The sequence below is a fragment of the Leptotrichia hongkongensis genome (assembly GCF_007990635.1).
Lineage (GTDB): Bacteria > Fusobacteriota > Fusobacteriia > Fusobacteriales > Leptotrichiaceae > Leptotrichia > Leptotrichia hongkongensis.
The window spans coordinates 1,161,675-1,175,975 of the sequence record NZ_AP019846.1 but is presented as its reverse complement, the minus strand read 5'-3'; the positions used below and the strand labels follow the sequence as shown (position 1 = coordinate 1,175,975).

The window sequence follows — 14,301 nt, the reverse complement described above, 5'->3', positions numbered from 1 at the left end:
TGGAAAAGTCTTTTTTTGAGGTATAATTCTAAGGATATACAAATTATAAATAAAATGAAAATATTGATTCGCTAAATTTTATGGAAAGGTGAAAGATGGAAAAGTCAGTAAAAACAGAGAAGTTATTTAGGTTTATAGAAATTAAGGAAAAACTGGAAAAAGGGGAAATTTTAAAAAAGAAAAAATTGTCTGAGAAATATGGAGTTAGTGAAAAGAGTATTCAGCGTGATTTTGATACATTAAACAGTTATTATGCTGAAAAAAACCAAAGCAAGGTCGTATATAATTGGCAAAAAGAGGGCTATGAGCTGCAAAAAGATGTGAATATAAATGTATTTACTAATGAAGAAATATTGGCAATTAGTAAAATACTGCTGGAAAGTAGAGCATTTTGCAAGGAAGAATTAGAGATTCTTTTAAGGAAAATAGCAAATCAGGCAGCCAGTAACGACAGCTATAAGAGAATTGAAAAAATTATAAAAAATGAGAGATTTAACTATGTTCAATTACAACATGGAAAGCCTCTCCTTAAATCAATTTGGGATTTATCTAAATACATTACCGACAGAAAAATTATAGAAATTGAATATACATCTAACATTGGAAAAAAGAAATTTCATGCAGTAAAGCCACTTTCAATAATGTTTTCAGAATTTTACTTTTATCTAATTGTATTTATGGTAAATAAAGACGATGAGATACCAATTGTCTTTAGGATTGACAGAATAACGGAAGTTAGAAATACAAATAAAAAATTTGATATTCCATATAGTTCAAGATTTGAAGATGGGGAATTTAGAAAAAGAATACAATTTATGTATTCAGGAAAATTACATAGAGTAAAATTTGAATATACAGGGTTGAAAGAAGTAGTTCTGGATAGGTTGCCGACGGCAGAAATAAAGAAAGAGGAAAATTTGGGAAATAATATGAAAAAATATACGATTTGGGCTGAAATTTACGGAGAAGAAGGAATTAAAATGTGGCTTAGAAGCCAAGGAGATAGAGTTAAAATATTGGAAGATTAAATTTTAACAAGTATTTTGAATACACATTAGGTAAGGGAGATAGAAAAATGGTTAGTAAAACAATAACTTTTAATTACCGCTACGGAATAGACATATATTTTGCTAAAGAGGTTATGCAAAAAGCACGAGAATTTGAAAGTAAAATTGTAATTGAGTATGGTGGAAAAAAAATAAAAAACAAATCTCCATTGATGTTAAGCGGTTTTGGAATTAAAATGGGTTCAGAAATCACTATTTATGCAGATGGAGCTGACGAGGAAGAAGCATTGGAAATAGTATCAAATCTTTTAGGAATTATAGCTGAAGAAGATATATGCAAGCAGGAAATGGCAATTGTGGATGAACAGGAAGAACTGGAAAAAAACAAAAACAAAATTCCAAAAGAAATAGAAAAGGAATTAGAAAAAATTGTTGAAGAAGCCGCATCTAACAAAGATAATCTTACAATTGGAAAGAGAATAATGTGTAGCCGTAGAAATAATCGACCAGGTATTGGGGGATATATTATTCATCCATTTGATTTGATGGCAGGGCCTGACTTTGATATTAAAACTTCAATTGAAAGAATTTGGGATGTTATGGTTTATCGAATTGACAAGAAATTTAGAATTAATAATTCGATGTGGACAATAGTTCCTGCTATAAAAAAGAGAATTAAAGATATTATAGAAGAAGATGTGAAAAAAAATAATTTGGAAGAAAAATTAGCAGAATCAATGATTCCGTATGTGTATTTTAATGTTCCAGGTTCGATAATGTCTGAAGTAACAAGAAAACTTGGAAATGCATATATAGTTTCATTAAAGAATACACTTAAATATGAGGATTCTAGAAAAATAATTGTTCCTACGTATAAAGAGTTTTTGATGGAATTTGATAAAAATTTTAAAATGCCGAAGATAGAGTGGTGGTGATAATAAAAATTGGATTTTAAATAAAAAGTTTGTGATATTATTTAAAAATAAAAAACATAAATAACTATGAATCTGAATTTTTATTGAAACAAGTTAATAAAAAATTTGAAAAATATTTGAAATTAAGATATAATTGTGAATGTGTAAAAATTTTGAAAGAAATTAGTTGTTTAGTAGTCAGGAGGAAAAATAAAATGAAATTATTTTTAAAAGTTTAAAAATATCTAATAAAAGTAATAATCCAATATTCCAAGCGGAAGAACATTTAAAAGAAGTTATTTTGAAATTTTAAAATTCTTTGTTGGAAAATATAATAGAAATGATTATTTTAGTATGGAATATTTAAAATTATTAAGAAGTGAATTAACTAATAAAAGAATAAGAGTAAAAAGAAATTTTAGTAAACTAGAAATAAAAGATAAAATTAACAAACTTCACAAGTACCAAAATTATTTATTATGTGATATATATTGTATTTGTATGTTAACAAATTACAAATTTGAATTAGCAAAAGACTTACATTTCTATTTTAGAGAAAATAAATTAGAAAATTTTAAAAAATATTGTTTAGATACGAAATCTATTGAAAAAAGATTTAAATAAATTTAAAAATAGTAAAGAATATGTAGAAGAATTTATTAGAAACAAAGATTAACGAGTTAGCTAAAAAGAAAAAAGAAGTATTATTAACAGCAACGATGAGTGCGGGAAAATCAACACTTATAAATGCTTTAATAGGAAAAAAGGTAAGTAAGGTTACTAATGAAGCATGCACGGCTAAAATTCATTATTTTTATGATAAACCTTTTGAGGATAATAAAAATTATAAATATGACAAATCATTGAATTTAAATGCAACAGAAAATGAATTATTAGAAAATAATATAAAAAATCGAAAAAAATATTTATGTATCAACTTATTTTAGAATGTTAAAGAATGATGATTATAGTTATTGCTTAATTGATACTCCTGGTGTTAATTCTTCATTAAGAAGTAATGATAAGTCTATAACAGAAAAAAAAATAAAAGAAGAAGATTATGATATTTTATTATATGTATTAAATGCTGAAAATATGAGTAGTACAGATAATTTTAATCATCTGAATTATATTTTACAAAATAAAAAGAGTAATAATATTATTTTTGTAATTAATAAATTAGATAGCTTTAGGAAAGGAGAAGATTCCATTGAAGACAGTATTAAAAATGTTAAAAAGGAGTTATTAAAAGTAGGATTTGAGAATCCGATAATTTGTCCAATCTCCGCACATGCTGGTTTTTTAGCTAAACAGCATTTATATAGTGGAATTCAAGATGAAGATATGCTAGATGAATTATTAGAGTTAGAAAGAAAATTTAAAAAAGAATACTGGAATTTGTCAAAATATTATGATAATAACATAACTGAATTACAAAATAATAAATACGAAACCTTATTAATAAATTCAGGAATTAGATTATTAGAACAGAAAATATTGGAAATGTAGGTTTAAATTTTTAAAGAAAGGAAAGATAAATGGAAATAGCATTAGATATTTTTAGGAATTCTCAAATAATGCAGCGAAATTTAATATTTAGATATGAAAATAAAAGCAAAAGTCAGCAGATAATAGAAAATATAAAGAAGTTAATTTTTAAAACTACATACTCAAAAGAAAGTTTTGAATTTAGAAATATGTATTACAAAACATTGGAATACTTTAAAAATAAATATTCTACAGATATTTTTCAGAGAAAATCTTAGAAATGTATAAAATAAAATTATTAAAAAACAACGAGGATGAAAAAGAAATAGACATAACTAAATCATTTAGAAACAAAAGTTTTATGAAATTTAAATATTTCTTGTTATGTGATTGCTTGTATATCAATTCTTTTTATGAAAAAGAGAAGGCGCATGAAATTATTAAAGAGTTTGAAGAATTATATAAATTTCCTCAAAAATTTATGGATTTATATAACATTTTATATGAAAATGGAGAAATTATCCAAGAATTTAATGGGTTAAAAGATTATATAAAACTTTGGAAAGAAAATAATAATTTTAATAATCAAAAGAGAAAAAAGTATTAATTACAGCAACAATGAGTGCGGGAAAATCAACGCTTATAAATGCTTTAATAGGGAAAAAGATTAGTAAGGTAACAAATGAAGCTTGTACTGAAAAATTGCATTATATTTATAATAAACCTTATGAAGATGGAAATATTTATGAATTTGATAATGAACTTTCTTTAAATGCAACACAAGAAACATTATTAGAAAATGACAAGAATAATACCCAAGATAAAATACTGGTATCAAGTTATTTTAGAGGCTTTGATAAAAATAAAGTATGTTTTATAGATACTCCTGGAATAAATTCTTCATTGAGAAGCGATGATAAATCTATAACAGAAAAAAATTAAAAGAAAAAGATTATGATGTTTTATTATATGTGCTTAATGCTGAAAATATAAGCAGTACAGATAATTTTAATTATTTGAATTATATTTTTAGAAATAAGAAAGATAACAAAATTATTTTTGTAATCAATAAATTAGATAGTTTTAGGAAAGGAGAAGATTCTATTGAAGATACCATAATGAATGTGAATAAAGAATTAAAAAAAATAGGATTTAAAGATCCGATAGTTTGTCCAATTTCTGCACATGCTGGTTTTCTTGCAAAGCAAAAAATATTTGATGAAATACATAATGAAGATATGCTGGAAGATGTGGATGAATTAGCAAGAAAATTTAAAAAAGAATATTGGAATTTATCTAAATATTATAATTGTAAAATATCTGATGAAAAGATAGAAAATAATAAATATGAGATGCTGTTGAAAAATTCAGGTATAAAATTATTAGAAAGAAAAATATTAGAAATGTAAAAGTTTTTTAGAGAAAGGAAAAAGAAAAAAATGAAAAAGGTATACATCAAATATAACCCATATAAAGTAGAAACAGAAGTTATGTTGGAGGGGAAAGAATTAAAAGTATTAGATTTAACTGATAAAAGATTACAAGAATGGATTGAGGATTTTCCGAGAATTTTGTTTGAAGAATGTAATACGTTGGAAGAGGAATTTGAAATTACATTTAAAGGAACTAGTTTAGATTATGAAGATGTAGAGTTTGTTGTTGAAAATGCTAGAAGAGAAGGAATAGAAACAGAGAATGGAAAAGTGTTTCCAGAAAATGTGAGAATGCATGTAATACATGAAGCCGTACAGGAATTAGGCGATAAAGAAAAAGCAATTGAAGAAATATTTTATGATATTCAAAATGGACCTTTTCAAGAATTAAATGACAAATCTTTGAAGCATTCTTTTGAAATGGCATTAAGTGAAAAATTCCCAGTAAATGTAATAGCAACAATGAGTGCTGGAAAATCAACTTTAATAAATGCCTTATTAAGAAAAAAATTAATGCCTGCAAAACAGGAAGCGTGTACTGCAATAGTAACTGAAATTACAGATAAAGATAAAGATATATTTGAAGCTAGTATTTTTGATAAAAATAATATTCGTATTGAGAGCAATCCAAATTTAAAACTAGAGGATATGGAAAGATTTAATTCAGATTCAAGTGTTTCACGAATAGAAATAAATGGCGATATACCTTTTGTATCTTCGGATGATACTTCATTAGTATTAGTAGATACTCCAGGTCCAAATAATTCAAGAGATGCTGAACATCAGAGAATGACAATGAGAAATTTAAATGAAACATCAAAAACATTGGTATTATATGTCTTGAATGCAACTCAATTGGCAGTAAACGATGACAGCAATTTATTAGAAATGGTTGCTGACAGTATGAAAGTTGGTGGTAAACAATCTAAAGATAGATATATATTTGTTGTAAATAAATTGGATAACTTTAGAAAAGGAGAAGATGATGTTGAAAGTTCTATAGAAAAAGTAAAGAAATATCTTGAAGATAAGGGGATAAAAAATCCTAATGTTTATCCAGCTTCGGCTTTAACGGCATTAGATATAAGAACAATTTTAAAAAATCATAGAGTTGTAGGATATTCTGAAGATGAACTAGATGAATTGGATGATAATGTAAGAGATGTAATTAATAAAGTAAAAAAAATGAATAAAAATATAGAATTTCATTTAGAAAAATATGCACCAGCAACTCCTAGTATGAGAAACAAACTTAATAAACAAATAGAAGAAGCCAAAGAATTGAGTTCTAGTGAAGATAAAGAAGAAAAATCAGAAGGAATGAAGCGGGAAGCATTAATACATTCTGGGATAGTTTCTATTGAAGAAGCAATAAAACTTTATGTTGAAAAATATTCTAAAACAGCTAAAATAAAAAATATTTATGAAACATTTCATTCAAGACTGGAAAGTGCAAAGTCATTTGAAAATGTAAAACAAGAAATCTTATCAAATAGAGAAAAACAAGCTGAAATAACTAAAGCTATTGATGAGATACAGAATAAATTAAAAGATGCTGAAGGTGGTAAAAAATTCTTGGAAGAGGTAGAAAGTTTAAATGGTAATGAAATAAAAGAAAGTATCAGACCTATTTTTGAAAATGTTCAACAAGAAATTCAAAAAATAATATATGGACAACAAGGACAAGAATTTAGAGATTATCAAATTGAGTCAAAAACTAATGAATTTGAAACAAAAACTAAAAATTTAGACAATAAAGTACAAATAAAATTAGAAGAAACGGTAGAACAAAAAGTAAAAAATATGTATGATAAGTTAGTTAAAAGCTATAAAGATAAGTTAAAATCTTTATCAGAAGATATTAAAATTGCAAATATTGAAATAGATCCATTGGATTTCATTTCAGGAGATATAGATTCTATGAATGCAAATTTAATATTTGAAAGTATTGCTGAAGAAAAGAGTGTTGCTACTGGAAGAACTAAGACAGTAAAAAATCAGAAAAAGAGCGGTTTTTTTGGTTGGATTAAATTTTGGGAGCCTAGTTATGTTGAAGAAGAAATTTATGAAGAAATAAGATATGTTAAAGGCGAGGAATTTGCTAAAAGATATTTCAGTTCGCCAATTAATCATTTTTTTGAAATTTCAGAAGAAACAGAAAAATATATAGATGATACAATTACAAAGATTAAAAGAAACTTTAGAAAAGAAGCAGATAAATTAGATAGTAAATTAAATGAAAAATTAGAGGAATTAAAAGGATTTGCAAGCGAAAATAATAATTTGGAAAATATAATTAATGAAAATAATAGTAAGTTAGCTTGGTTAGAAAATATTCAAAATAGAGTAAATGGAATTTTAGAAATATAATAAGAAGGAGTGATAAAAATGATGTTGAGTTCAGAATTTTTAAAGGCAGTTAGTGAAAGAAATATTAATGGAGTAAGAACACAGATTTATACAAGTTTTACAGTATCGCCTAAATCAAATGAAGGTGAAGAAATGGTTAAATATGCAGAAGAAAATATAGGAAATGCTCTATATAAAGAACAGGATAATCAGAAATTAGATTTGAATGTAGCAAATTGGACAGAAGAATACTATAAACAACTTCTGAAAGACTTGATGTTCAATTTTTCAAGAGAAAGAATGAATTTGTTAAGAAAAGTTAGAAAGCATTTATTTGCTGGGAAAACGACAAATTCAGATAGAAGTAAAGCAAATAATGGAAATACTACTAATAAATCTTCCGTAAGATTCCAGAAAACAACTAATAATAGAAATAATTCAATAAATTATAAACAGACAGGTATGGTCGTAGCTGGAGTTGGAGGAGTATTATTATTAAGCGGACTTGTGGCAAAATCATTTGTTGTGGGTGCTGTTGGTGGTGCTGTATTGGTAGCAGGTGGAATAATTCTATTTAATGATAATAATTAAGGAGTGTAAAAAATGTATGACGATAAATTGCAAACAATAGCTAAAAATAATTATATACCTGAACAAAAATCTATTCAGGAGAATTTTAATAATGCCATTAAAATTGTAGATGATGTATTGTTAAAAAATTATCTGACAAAATTGGAAGATTTAGAAGTAGTTCCGTTTTCTTCCGAAAATGAAGATTTATTTGATACTATAAGATTTTTTAAAATTACTGAAATGATATATGAAAAAGACGAATATTCAACTTATAAGTTTGCAAGTGTGTATAATTCATTGATTTCTATGAAATGTGCTATATTCATTATAATAGATAGTGATGGAGAAAAAACTGATTTTTATATGGGAGTTAAATCATTAAATTCAAATTTCACTATAAATTCTTTAAGAGATACTTTAAAAAATGCGTTAAATGGGCAATTTCCTGGTATAAAGACAGAAAATTACACAAATAATAAAATGCAGAATGTTTTAGATAAAATTAAAATCAATAACATTTCTGCTGTTTCGTGTGTTGCAAATGATAAAATAGATGAAAAAAATAACGTTTCATTTGTGCAAGGACTAGAAAAATTGGCATTATCAATGCAAAATCAAAAATATACAGGAATAATAATTGCAAATGGAGTAGAACAAGGACAACTTGCAGAAATAAGAAAGAACTATGAAAATATCTATACCCAATTAATACCATTTTCAAAATCTCAAGTAAATTATTCTGTAAACGAGTCAATAAATGTTGCTAATGCTTTTACAACAGGAAAATCAGAAAGTAAAAGTTATACTACAAATTCATCTGAGACTTACGGAAAGACAACTTCGCAGAGTACATCAAAATCAGAAAGTTATACTGAAAAAGATGCTATTGGTAAAATTTCAGGCGTAACTTCAATGGCAGTAAGTACAGCAGGTTTATTGTTAGCTCCTATGACAGGAGGAGCTAGCTTGATAGGAGCTGGTGTACTTTCTATGGGAATAAATAGTTTAGGTGCTGGATTTGGAAAGACGCATACTAAAGGAACAACTACAACAGAATCTACTTCAGAAAATCATTCTTATACTTCTGGAACCAGTATGGGCGATACTTATGGAACGAATCAAAGTAATACTGAAACAAAAGGAATGCAACGAGGAAATTCTCAAAATATAACAATGAATATTGAAAATAAAAGTATTTCCAACATATTAGAAAAATTAGATATTCAATTTGAAAGAATAAAAGAATTTGAAAGTTTAGGATTATGGGAATGTGCGGCATATTTTGTTTCTGAAAATTCATATACTTCAGAAATTGCAGCTTCTACTTATAAGGCATTAATGAGTGGAACAAATACAGGAGTAGAAGTTTCTGCTGTAAATTCATGGAGTGATAAGGAAAAAGTTAATGAAATAAGAAAATATATAAAAAACTTTTATCATCCATTATTTTTATATAACAATATTTCCCAAATCGCAATACCAGTAACTCCAACTGTAACAGTTAGTGGTAATGAATTAGCTTTACATATTGGTTTCCCGAGAAAATCTGTTCCTGGATTTCCTGTTATTGAACATGTAGATTTTGCTAAAGAAGTTATGACATCAAATAATGAAAAAGTTTTTGGAAGTATAAATTTAGGAAATATTTACAATATGGGTACAGAAACAAAGACTAAGGTTAGATTAAATAGAGAAAGCCTTGCAATGCATACTTTCATCACAGGTTCAACAGGATCTGGTAAAAGTAATACAATATATGAAATATTGGATCAATTAGATATAGTTGGTATAAAATTTATGATAATTGAGCCAGCTAAAGGGGAATACAAAAATGTTTTTGGGAATAAAAATAACGTAACTGTATTGGGAACTAATCCTAATTTTAGTGAATTATTAAGAATTAATCCATTTAAATTTCCAAAATCTGTTCATGTATTAGAGCATGTGGATAGATTAATAGAAATATTTAATGTGTGCTGGCCAATGTATGCGGCAATGCCTGCTGTATTAAAAGATGCAGTTTTAAGTGCTTATGAAGATTGTGGATGGGATTTAGTGGAATCTGTAAATAGAATTTCGGATGAGTTATTCCCGACGTTTGCTGATTTAGAAAAAGAATTGTGGACTGTTATTGAAAATTCAGCATATTCTGAGGAATTAAAGGGGAATTACATCGGTTCATTAGTAACTAGAATTAAATCTTTAACTAATGGATTAAATGGTCAAATTTTTGCTTCGGATGAGATAGATAATAAAATATTATTTGATGAAAATGTTATAATTGATTTAAGCCGAATTGGTTCTTTAGAAACAAAATCACTTATTATGGGAATACTTGTGATGAGATTGAATGAATACAGAATGTCAGAAGCAACAGAAATGAATTCAAAACTAAAACATGTTACTGTTTTAGAAGAAGCTCACAATATACTAAAAAGAGTTTCAACTGAACAAAATTCAGAAAGTTCCAATGTTTCAGGAAAATCAGTAGAAATGCTATCAAATGCAATAGCGGAGATGCGAACTTATGGAGAAGGATTTATTATAGCTGATCAATCTCCTAATGCAGTTGATGTTTCAGCAATCAGAAATACAAATACAAAGATTATTATGAGATTACCTGATGAGGTTGATAGAAGATTGGCTGGTAAAGCTGCAGCCTTAAAAGATGAACAGTTAGATGAAATTGCAAAATTACCTAAAGGAGTTGCTGTAGTTTATCAAAATGATTGGATAGAGCCTGTATTGTGTAAAGTTAATAAATTTGAAGGAAAAGAAGAACTGTATAATTATACTCGAGAATATACAGAAAAGATTGATGAATGTAAATTAAAACAAGAATTATTGAAATTATTATTAAAAACTAAAGTTAATCAGGAAATTACGCCTAATATTGAGTATATAGACAACACTTTAACTAAGTCTAAATTATCAACAATACAGAAAATAGAGGTTTTAGAACTTTTAGATGAATACAGAAAAACTGAAAAATTAAAAATATGGAAAAACAATAATTTTGAAAAATTATCTAAAATGGTTACTAATTTAATTGTTGATAAGAATAATTTAAAAAATTAATTATTACAAGAAGTAATTTTGAAGATTTAAATAGGGAATTAGTAAATTTAATTGAAAGAAGTGTAAAAATCGAAGATAATGAATTAAAATTAGCTATTTCTCAAAGTTTAATGAAAGAATTTTCTTTAGAAGGTAAAGATGCCCTTGAAATATATTCTGTATGGAGAGAATTTGTTGTTACAGGAGGTAATATAAAATGATAGAATCTATGGTATTAAAATTGTCAGAAGCAGGGATTGAAAAGTCTTCTCTGGCAGAAATTGCAAAATCTGTAGAAAATAAAAATATGAATACGAGTGAATTGGATGAACCTATAGTTAAGGAAATAGGATTATCTAATGAAGAGAAAAATATTCTGAAAGAAAATGGTATGTCTGATTCTTTAATAGAAAATGCTATTAAAGATAAAAATGGAACAATTCAGTTAAAAACTTTAAATTCATGGCTTGAAGGAATAAAACATGACACTACACTAGTAGCCTATAACAAAAAAAGTATAGAAGTAGGTGGACTTAAAGTTGAAGGTGTTTTCCCAGAGTTTGAATCAGTATTTGATACTAAGTTGTCCAAAGAAAATTACAATGCAACAGATAAGAATCAATTTAAAGAGTGTAATTCAAAATTAAAAGAAACAGTTCAAAATGATGAAATATTAAGAAAAAACTTTAATGAACAACAACTTGAAATGATAGAAAATGGGGAAACACCAAGAGGATATACATGGCATCATAATGAAAAAATTGGAGAAATGCAACTAGTAAAAACAGATGTACATAATAAGACTGCACATACAGGTGGTAAAGCTATATGGGGTGGAGGACAAGAAAATAGATAAGGAGAGATTGAATATGAATAATATAAATTGGAAATATGTAATTCCCTTAGAAAATAAAGAGGAAATACAAGAAATAGAAAAAAAATACAGTGTTTTATTACCAAATGATTTGAAAGGATGTATAGAAAATAACAATGCTGGTTATCCTAATAAAAATATTTTTGATACTGAAGTATCGAAGGAGAAAATTTTTAAAGATTTAATATCATACAATAGAGAGGATGAAGAAAATATTTATCAATTTGAAGAGTTATTTCGTATGAATTTAATTCCTTTTGGTTTGGATCCATCAGGAAATGTTTTATGTTTAGATGATGATAAAAAAGTTATCCTATATTTACATGAAACACAAGAAAAAGAATTTGTAGCTGATAATTTTTCTGAATTTTTAAATAAATTATATTAACATGAAAAAATATTTTATTAAATTTCATTCTTGAAATACCTCTTTTAATCTGCTAAAATACATCTATAAACAAAAAATAATTTCAAAATTAAATATTTTCAATAGAAGGGAGATTTTGCAATACTTTGTATTTGCAATAGTGGGATTAGTATGAAGGATAAAATGAGTGTAAAAGTTATTGGAATTGGTGGGATGGGGATAAATTTTGTTAATTTTATGATAGCTTCAGGAGTAAGAAAGGTTGAATATATAACAATTGATACAGATAGTAAGAATTATGAGCGAAGTCATGCTGAAAAAAAGATTTTTTTAGATACCGGGGTTAAGGAATGCAGCAGAGAGCAGGCCGAGAGAGTGGCACTTCAATGTGAAAATCAATTTCGGGAATTGCTTAAGGGAACAGATATTCTATTTTTGACTGCAGGAGTTGGAGGGGCAACTGGAAGTGGAATAATGCCTGTTATTCTTGAAGTTGCAAAAAAATTGAGAATTTTTACTGTCAGTATTATCGCACGTCCATTTTATCTAGAAGGATTCGAGAATTTAAAGATTGCAAATACAGGTATTAAGAAGATTGAAAAACTTGCAGATAGCATGATTGTTGTTATGAATGAAAAGCTGTATAATTATGTTGGCAAAAATTCTCTTGAAACAGCCTATAAAAAAGCTAACTTTATTATAAAGGAAGGTATTGAGAGCATTGTAAATATTCTGACGGAAATTGGATTTATGAATATTGACTTTTTGGATGTAAAATCAGTTCTTCAAGATTCAAAGGATACCATTATTCGTGTTGGAGAAGCAAAAGGCGACAATGCTGTTGATAAGATAATTGAACAGATAAAGAAAAATAATTTATTTGAAGGGAAATTAGAGGATGCTAAAAGAGTTCTTATAAATTTTATTGCAGCAGAAGATGTTTCATTAGAATATATTAGGCAGATAACAGAAAGAATTTCAAATATTATAGAAGATAAAAATGTTAATTTGATATGGGGAGTTATATTTAATCAAAATTATAGAGATGTTGGGAAAATAAAGATAGTAGTGATATCAAGTGTATAATTGTTTTGTTTATAATCGTGAAATCATAATCTTTTATTAAATTTCTTGTAAGGAAATTAAGAATGATTATAATTTTTTTGAGAAACTATATAATTTATGGCACTAAACTCTATTTAATATCATTTCTATTTTCAAAAAATCTTAGTCTTAATTTAAAGAATAAAGAAAACTAATATAAAAATTAGGAAAAGCAGATATTAATTTTTAGCTTTTCCTATTATAATGTAAAATTCTATTTTTTAGTATGAATTGTAGTAAGAAGAATTATTTAAAACCCCCGATATAAATGCAGCGATGATAAATCCGTAAACAACAATACATATAACAATACTGACAATTATAAAGATAATGTATAATTTCAAGGCTTTAGATTGCTCATTAAAGTATTGTTTTAATTTGTTTTCATCTTTCATAAGTAGAGCTTCTTCTAAAGCATTTGCTGATTTAAGGAATTTTAGTGATATTATAATTGTTAGGATTCCAATAAAGAATGCAAATATTTGGAAAACTCCCACAATAATTCCTAATACTGAGAAAACTTTTATAACTGTTGCCATAAATTTCATATTTTTAGTAGTTAGTGCATCCAAAGTTAGTGTAATTGAATCATTTGTATTGCTGGAATTTGATTCAAAATTATTTGATCTGTTTTGTTCAATGCTTGAATTACCAATTACTTCATTTCTTATTTTATTTAATGACTCAACGTTATTAAAATGCCGTTCATTTTTTTCATTTTCAGATTTTTTTTCTTCGGCTAAGAAATCCTCGTCACTTTTTTTATTTTCTAAATCCATAAAAACCTCCATATTTTATATATTTTTTACATTCTAAGATACATTATAGCACAATATAATTCTTTTTCAAAATTAAAAAAAGTAATGACTTTTTCTTTATTATACATATTAATACATTTTGATGCAATAGTGACTAAGGAGTTAAATTGTAAAAAAATATATTAAACTTATTATTTTCTAATATTAAAATATATTAAATCAAAATAAATTGGAAATAAAAATAAGTGAAAAAATTTGAATTTATTACAAATAATAGCTATGATATTAAAGAACTAAATATAAAAAGTATGTAAATGTAATAATTTTAAATTTAATTAAAAAAAGTTAATAAAAAAGAAAGGAGAGTATGATATTTT

General features: G+C 26.1%; 15 protein-coding genes. 14 read left to right on the top strand and 1 reads right to left on the bottom strand.

What is annotated here, in order from left to right; translation table 11 throughout:
* Positions 1–95: 95 nt before the first annotated feature.
* The 14 genes from FVE75_RS05590 (at position 96) to FVE75_RS05525 (ending at position 13,148) form a co-directional block, all read left to right on the top strand.
* Positions 96–1,028, top strand: coding sequence for a helix-turn-helix transcriptional regulator (locus FVE75_RS05590; protein ID WP_147005606.1), 933 nt, complete (start codon positions 96–98; stop codon positions 1,026–1,028).
* Positions 1,029–1,075: 47 nt separating this feature from the next.
* Positions 1,076–1,942 (top strand): HPr family phosphocarrier protein, encoded by an 867-nt coding sequence (locus FVE75_RS05585; RefSeq protein WP_147005605.1) that lies wholly within the window; start codon positions 1,076–1,078, stop codon positions 1,940–1,942.
* A 698-nt stretch (positions 1,943–2,640) separates the two neighbouring features.
* Complete coding sequence (locus FVE75_RS11690; protein WP_147005604.1) at positions 2,641–2,868, top strand: dynamin family protein; 228 nt, start codon at positions 2,641–2,643, stop codon at positions 2,866–2,868.
* Between the two features lies 1 nt (position 2,869).
* The gene (locus tag FVE75_RS05575; RefSeq protein ID WP_147005603.1) at positions 2,870–3,430 is read left to right on the top strand and encodes a dynamin family protein; all 561 of its coding nucleotides are present in this window, start codon (positions 2,870–2,872) and stop codon (positions 3,428–3,430) included.
* A 29-nt stretch (positions 3,431–3,459) separates the two neighbouring features.
* Positions 3,460–3,687 carry a hypothetical protein gene (locus FVE75_RS05570; protein WP_147005602.1) on the top strand — a complete coding sequence of 76 codons (228 nt, stop codon included), beginning with the start codon at positions 3,460–3,462 and terminating at the stop codon, positions 3,685–3,687.
* A gap of 2 nt (positions 3,688–3,689) precedes the next feature.
* A complete protein-coding gene (locus tag FVE75_RS05565) occupies positions 3,690–4,016 on the top strand; it encodes a hypothetical protein (RefSeq protein WP_172618788.1) in 327 nt (108 codons plus the stop codon).
* Between the two features lie 11 nt (positions 4,017–4,027).
* Entirely contained in the window at positions 4,028–4,351 is a 324-nt protein-coding gene (locus tag FVE75_RS05560; protein ID WP_147005600.1) for a dynamin family protein, read from the top strand.
* 29 nt (positions 4,352–4,380) lie between these two features.
* Positions 4,381–4,818: a P-loop NTPase family protein gene (locus FVE75_RS05555; protein ID WP_147005599.1), complete on the top strand. Its 438-nt coding sequence runs from the start codon at positions 4,381–4,383 to the stop codon at positions 4,816–4,818.
* Positions 4,819–4,848: 30 nt separating this feature from the next.
* Positions 4,849–7,212: a dynamin family protein gene (locus FVE75_RS05550; RefSeq protein WP_147005598.1), complete on the top strand. Its 2,364-nt coding sequence runs from the start codon at positions 4,849–4,851 to the stop codon at positions 7,210–7,212.
* A gap of 18 nt (positions 7,213–7,230) precedes the next feature.
* On the top strand, positions 7,231–7,782 hold the full coding sequence (locus FVE75_RS05545; protein WP_147005597.1) for a hypothetical protein: 552 nt from the start codon (positions 7,231–7,233) through the stop codon (positions 7,780–7,782).
* 12 nt (positions 7,783–7,794) lie between these two features.
* On the top strand, positions 7,795–10,842 hold the full coding sequence (locus FVE75_RS05540; protein ID WP_147005596.1) for an ATP-binding protein: 3,048 nt from the start codon (positions 7,795–7,797) through the stop codon (positions 10,840–10,842).
* A 196-nt stretch (positions 10,843–11,038) separates the two neighbouring features.
* Positions 11,039–11,677, top strand: a complete 639-nt coding sequence (locus FVE75_RS05535; RefSeq protein WP_147005595.1) for an HNH endonuclease — start codon at positions 11,039–11,041, stop codon at positions 11,675–11,677.
* Positions 11,678–11,690: 13 nt separating this feature from the next.
* The gene (locus FVE75_RS05530; protein WP_172618787.1) at positions 11,691–12,083 is read left to right on the top strand and encodes an SMI1/KNR4 family protein; all 393 of its coding nucleotides are present in this window, start codon (positions 11,691–11,693) and stop codon (positions 12,081–12,083) included.
* A 162-nt stretch (positions 12,084–12,245) separates the two neighbouring features.
* Positions 12,246–13,148 (top strand): cell division protein FtsZ, encoded by a 903-nt coding sequence (locus tag FVE75_RS05525; RefSeq protein WP_232052457.1) that lies wholly within the window; start codon positions 12,246–12,248, stop codon positions 13,146–13,148.
* A 239-nt stretch (positions 13,149–13,387) separates the two neighbouring features.
* On the opposite strand, the gene FVE75_RS05520 is transcribed toward FVE75_RS05525, so the two are convergent.
* Positions 13,388–13,945, bottom strand: a complete 558-nt coding sequence (locus FVE75_RS05520) for a DUF5362 family protein (RefSeq protein WP_147005592.1) — start codon at positions 13,943–13,945, stop codon at positions 13,388–13,390.
* Between the last annotated feature and the right edge of the window lie 356 nt (positions 13,946–14,301).

Bases quoted from the DNA above. Each gene is read 5' to 3' on its own strand.
- FVE75_RS05575 (WP_147005603.1), top strand. From the start codon at position 2,870: ATGTTAAAGAATGATGATTATAGTTATTGCTTAATTGATACTCCTGGT.
- FVE75_RS05530 (WP_172618787.1), top strand. From the start codon at position 11,691: ATGAATAATATAAATTGGAAATATGTAATTCCCTTAGAAAATAAAGAG.
- FVE75_RS11690 (WP_147005604.1), top strand. From the start codon at position 2,641: ATGAGTGCGGGAAAATCAACACTTATAAATGCTTTAATAGGAAAAAAG.
- FVE75_RS05570 (WP_147005602.1), top strand. From the start codon at position 3,460: ATGGAAATAGCATTAGATATTTTTAGGAATTCTCAAATAATGCAGCGA.
- FVE75_RS05535 (WP_147005595.1), top strand. From the start codon at position 11,039: ATGATAGAATCTATGGTATTAAAATTGTCAGAAGCAGGGATTGAAAAG.
- FVE75_RS05525 (WP_232052457.1), top strand. From the start codon at position 12,246: ATGAGTGTAAAAGTTATTGGAATTGGTGGGATGGGGATAAATTTTGTT.
- FVE75_RS05560 (WP_147005600.1), top strand. From the start codon at position 4,028: ATGAGTGCGGGAAAATCAACGCTTATAAATGCTTTAATAGGGAAAAAG.
- FVE75_RS05565 (WP_172618788.1), top strand. From the start codon at position 3,690: ATGTATAAAATAAAATTATTAAAAAACAACGAGGATGAAAAAGAAATA.
- FVE75_RS05520 (WP_147005592.1), bottom strand. From the start codon at position 13,945: ATGGATTTAGAAAATAAAAAAAGTGACGAGGATTTCTTAGCCGAAGAA.
- FVE75_RS05545 (WP_147005597.1), top strand. From the start codon at position 7,231: ATGATGTTGAGTTCAGAATTTTTAAAGGCAGTTAGTGAAAGAAATATT.
- FVE75_RS05590 (WP_147005606.1), top strand. From the start codon at position 96: ATGGAAAAGTCAGTAAAAACAGAGAAGTTATTTAGGTTTATAGAAATT.
- FVE75_RS05585 (WP_147005605.1), top strand. From the start codon at position 1,076: ATGGTTAGTAAAACAATAACTTTTAATTACCGCTACGGAATAGACATA.
- FVE75_RS05550 (WP_147005598.1), top strand. From the start codon at position 4,849: ATGAAAAAGGTATACATCAAATATAACCCATATAAAGTAGAAACAGAA.
- FVE75_RS05540 (WP_147005596.1), top strand. From the start codon at position 7,795: ATGTATGACGATAAATTGCAAACAATAGCTAAAAATAATTATATACCT.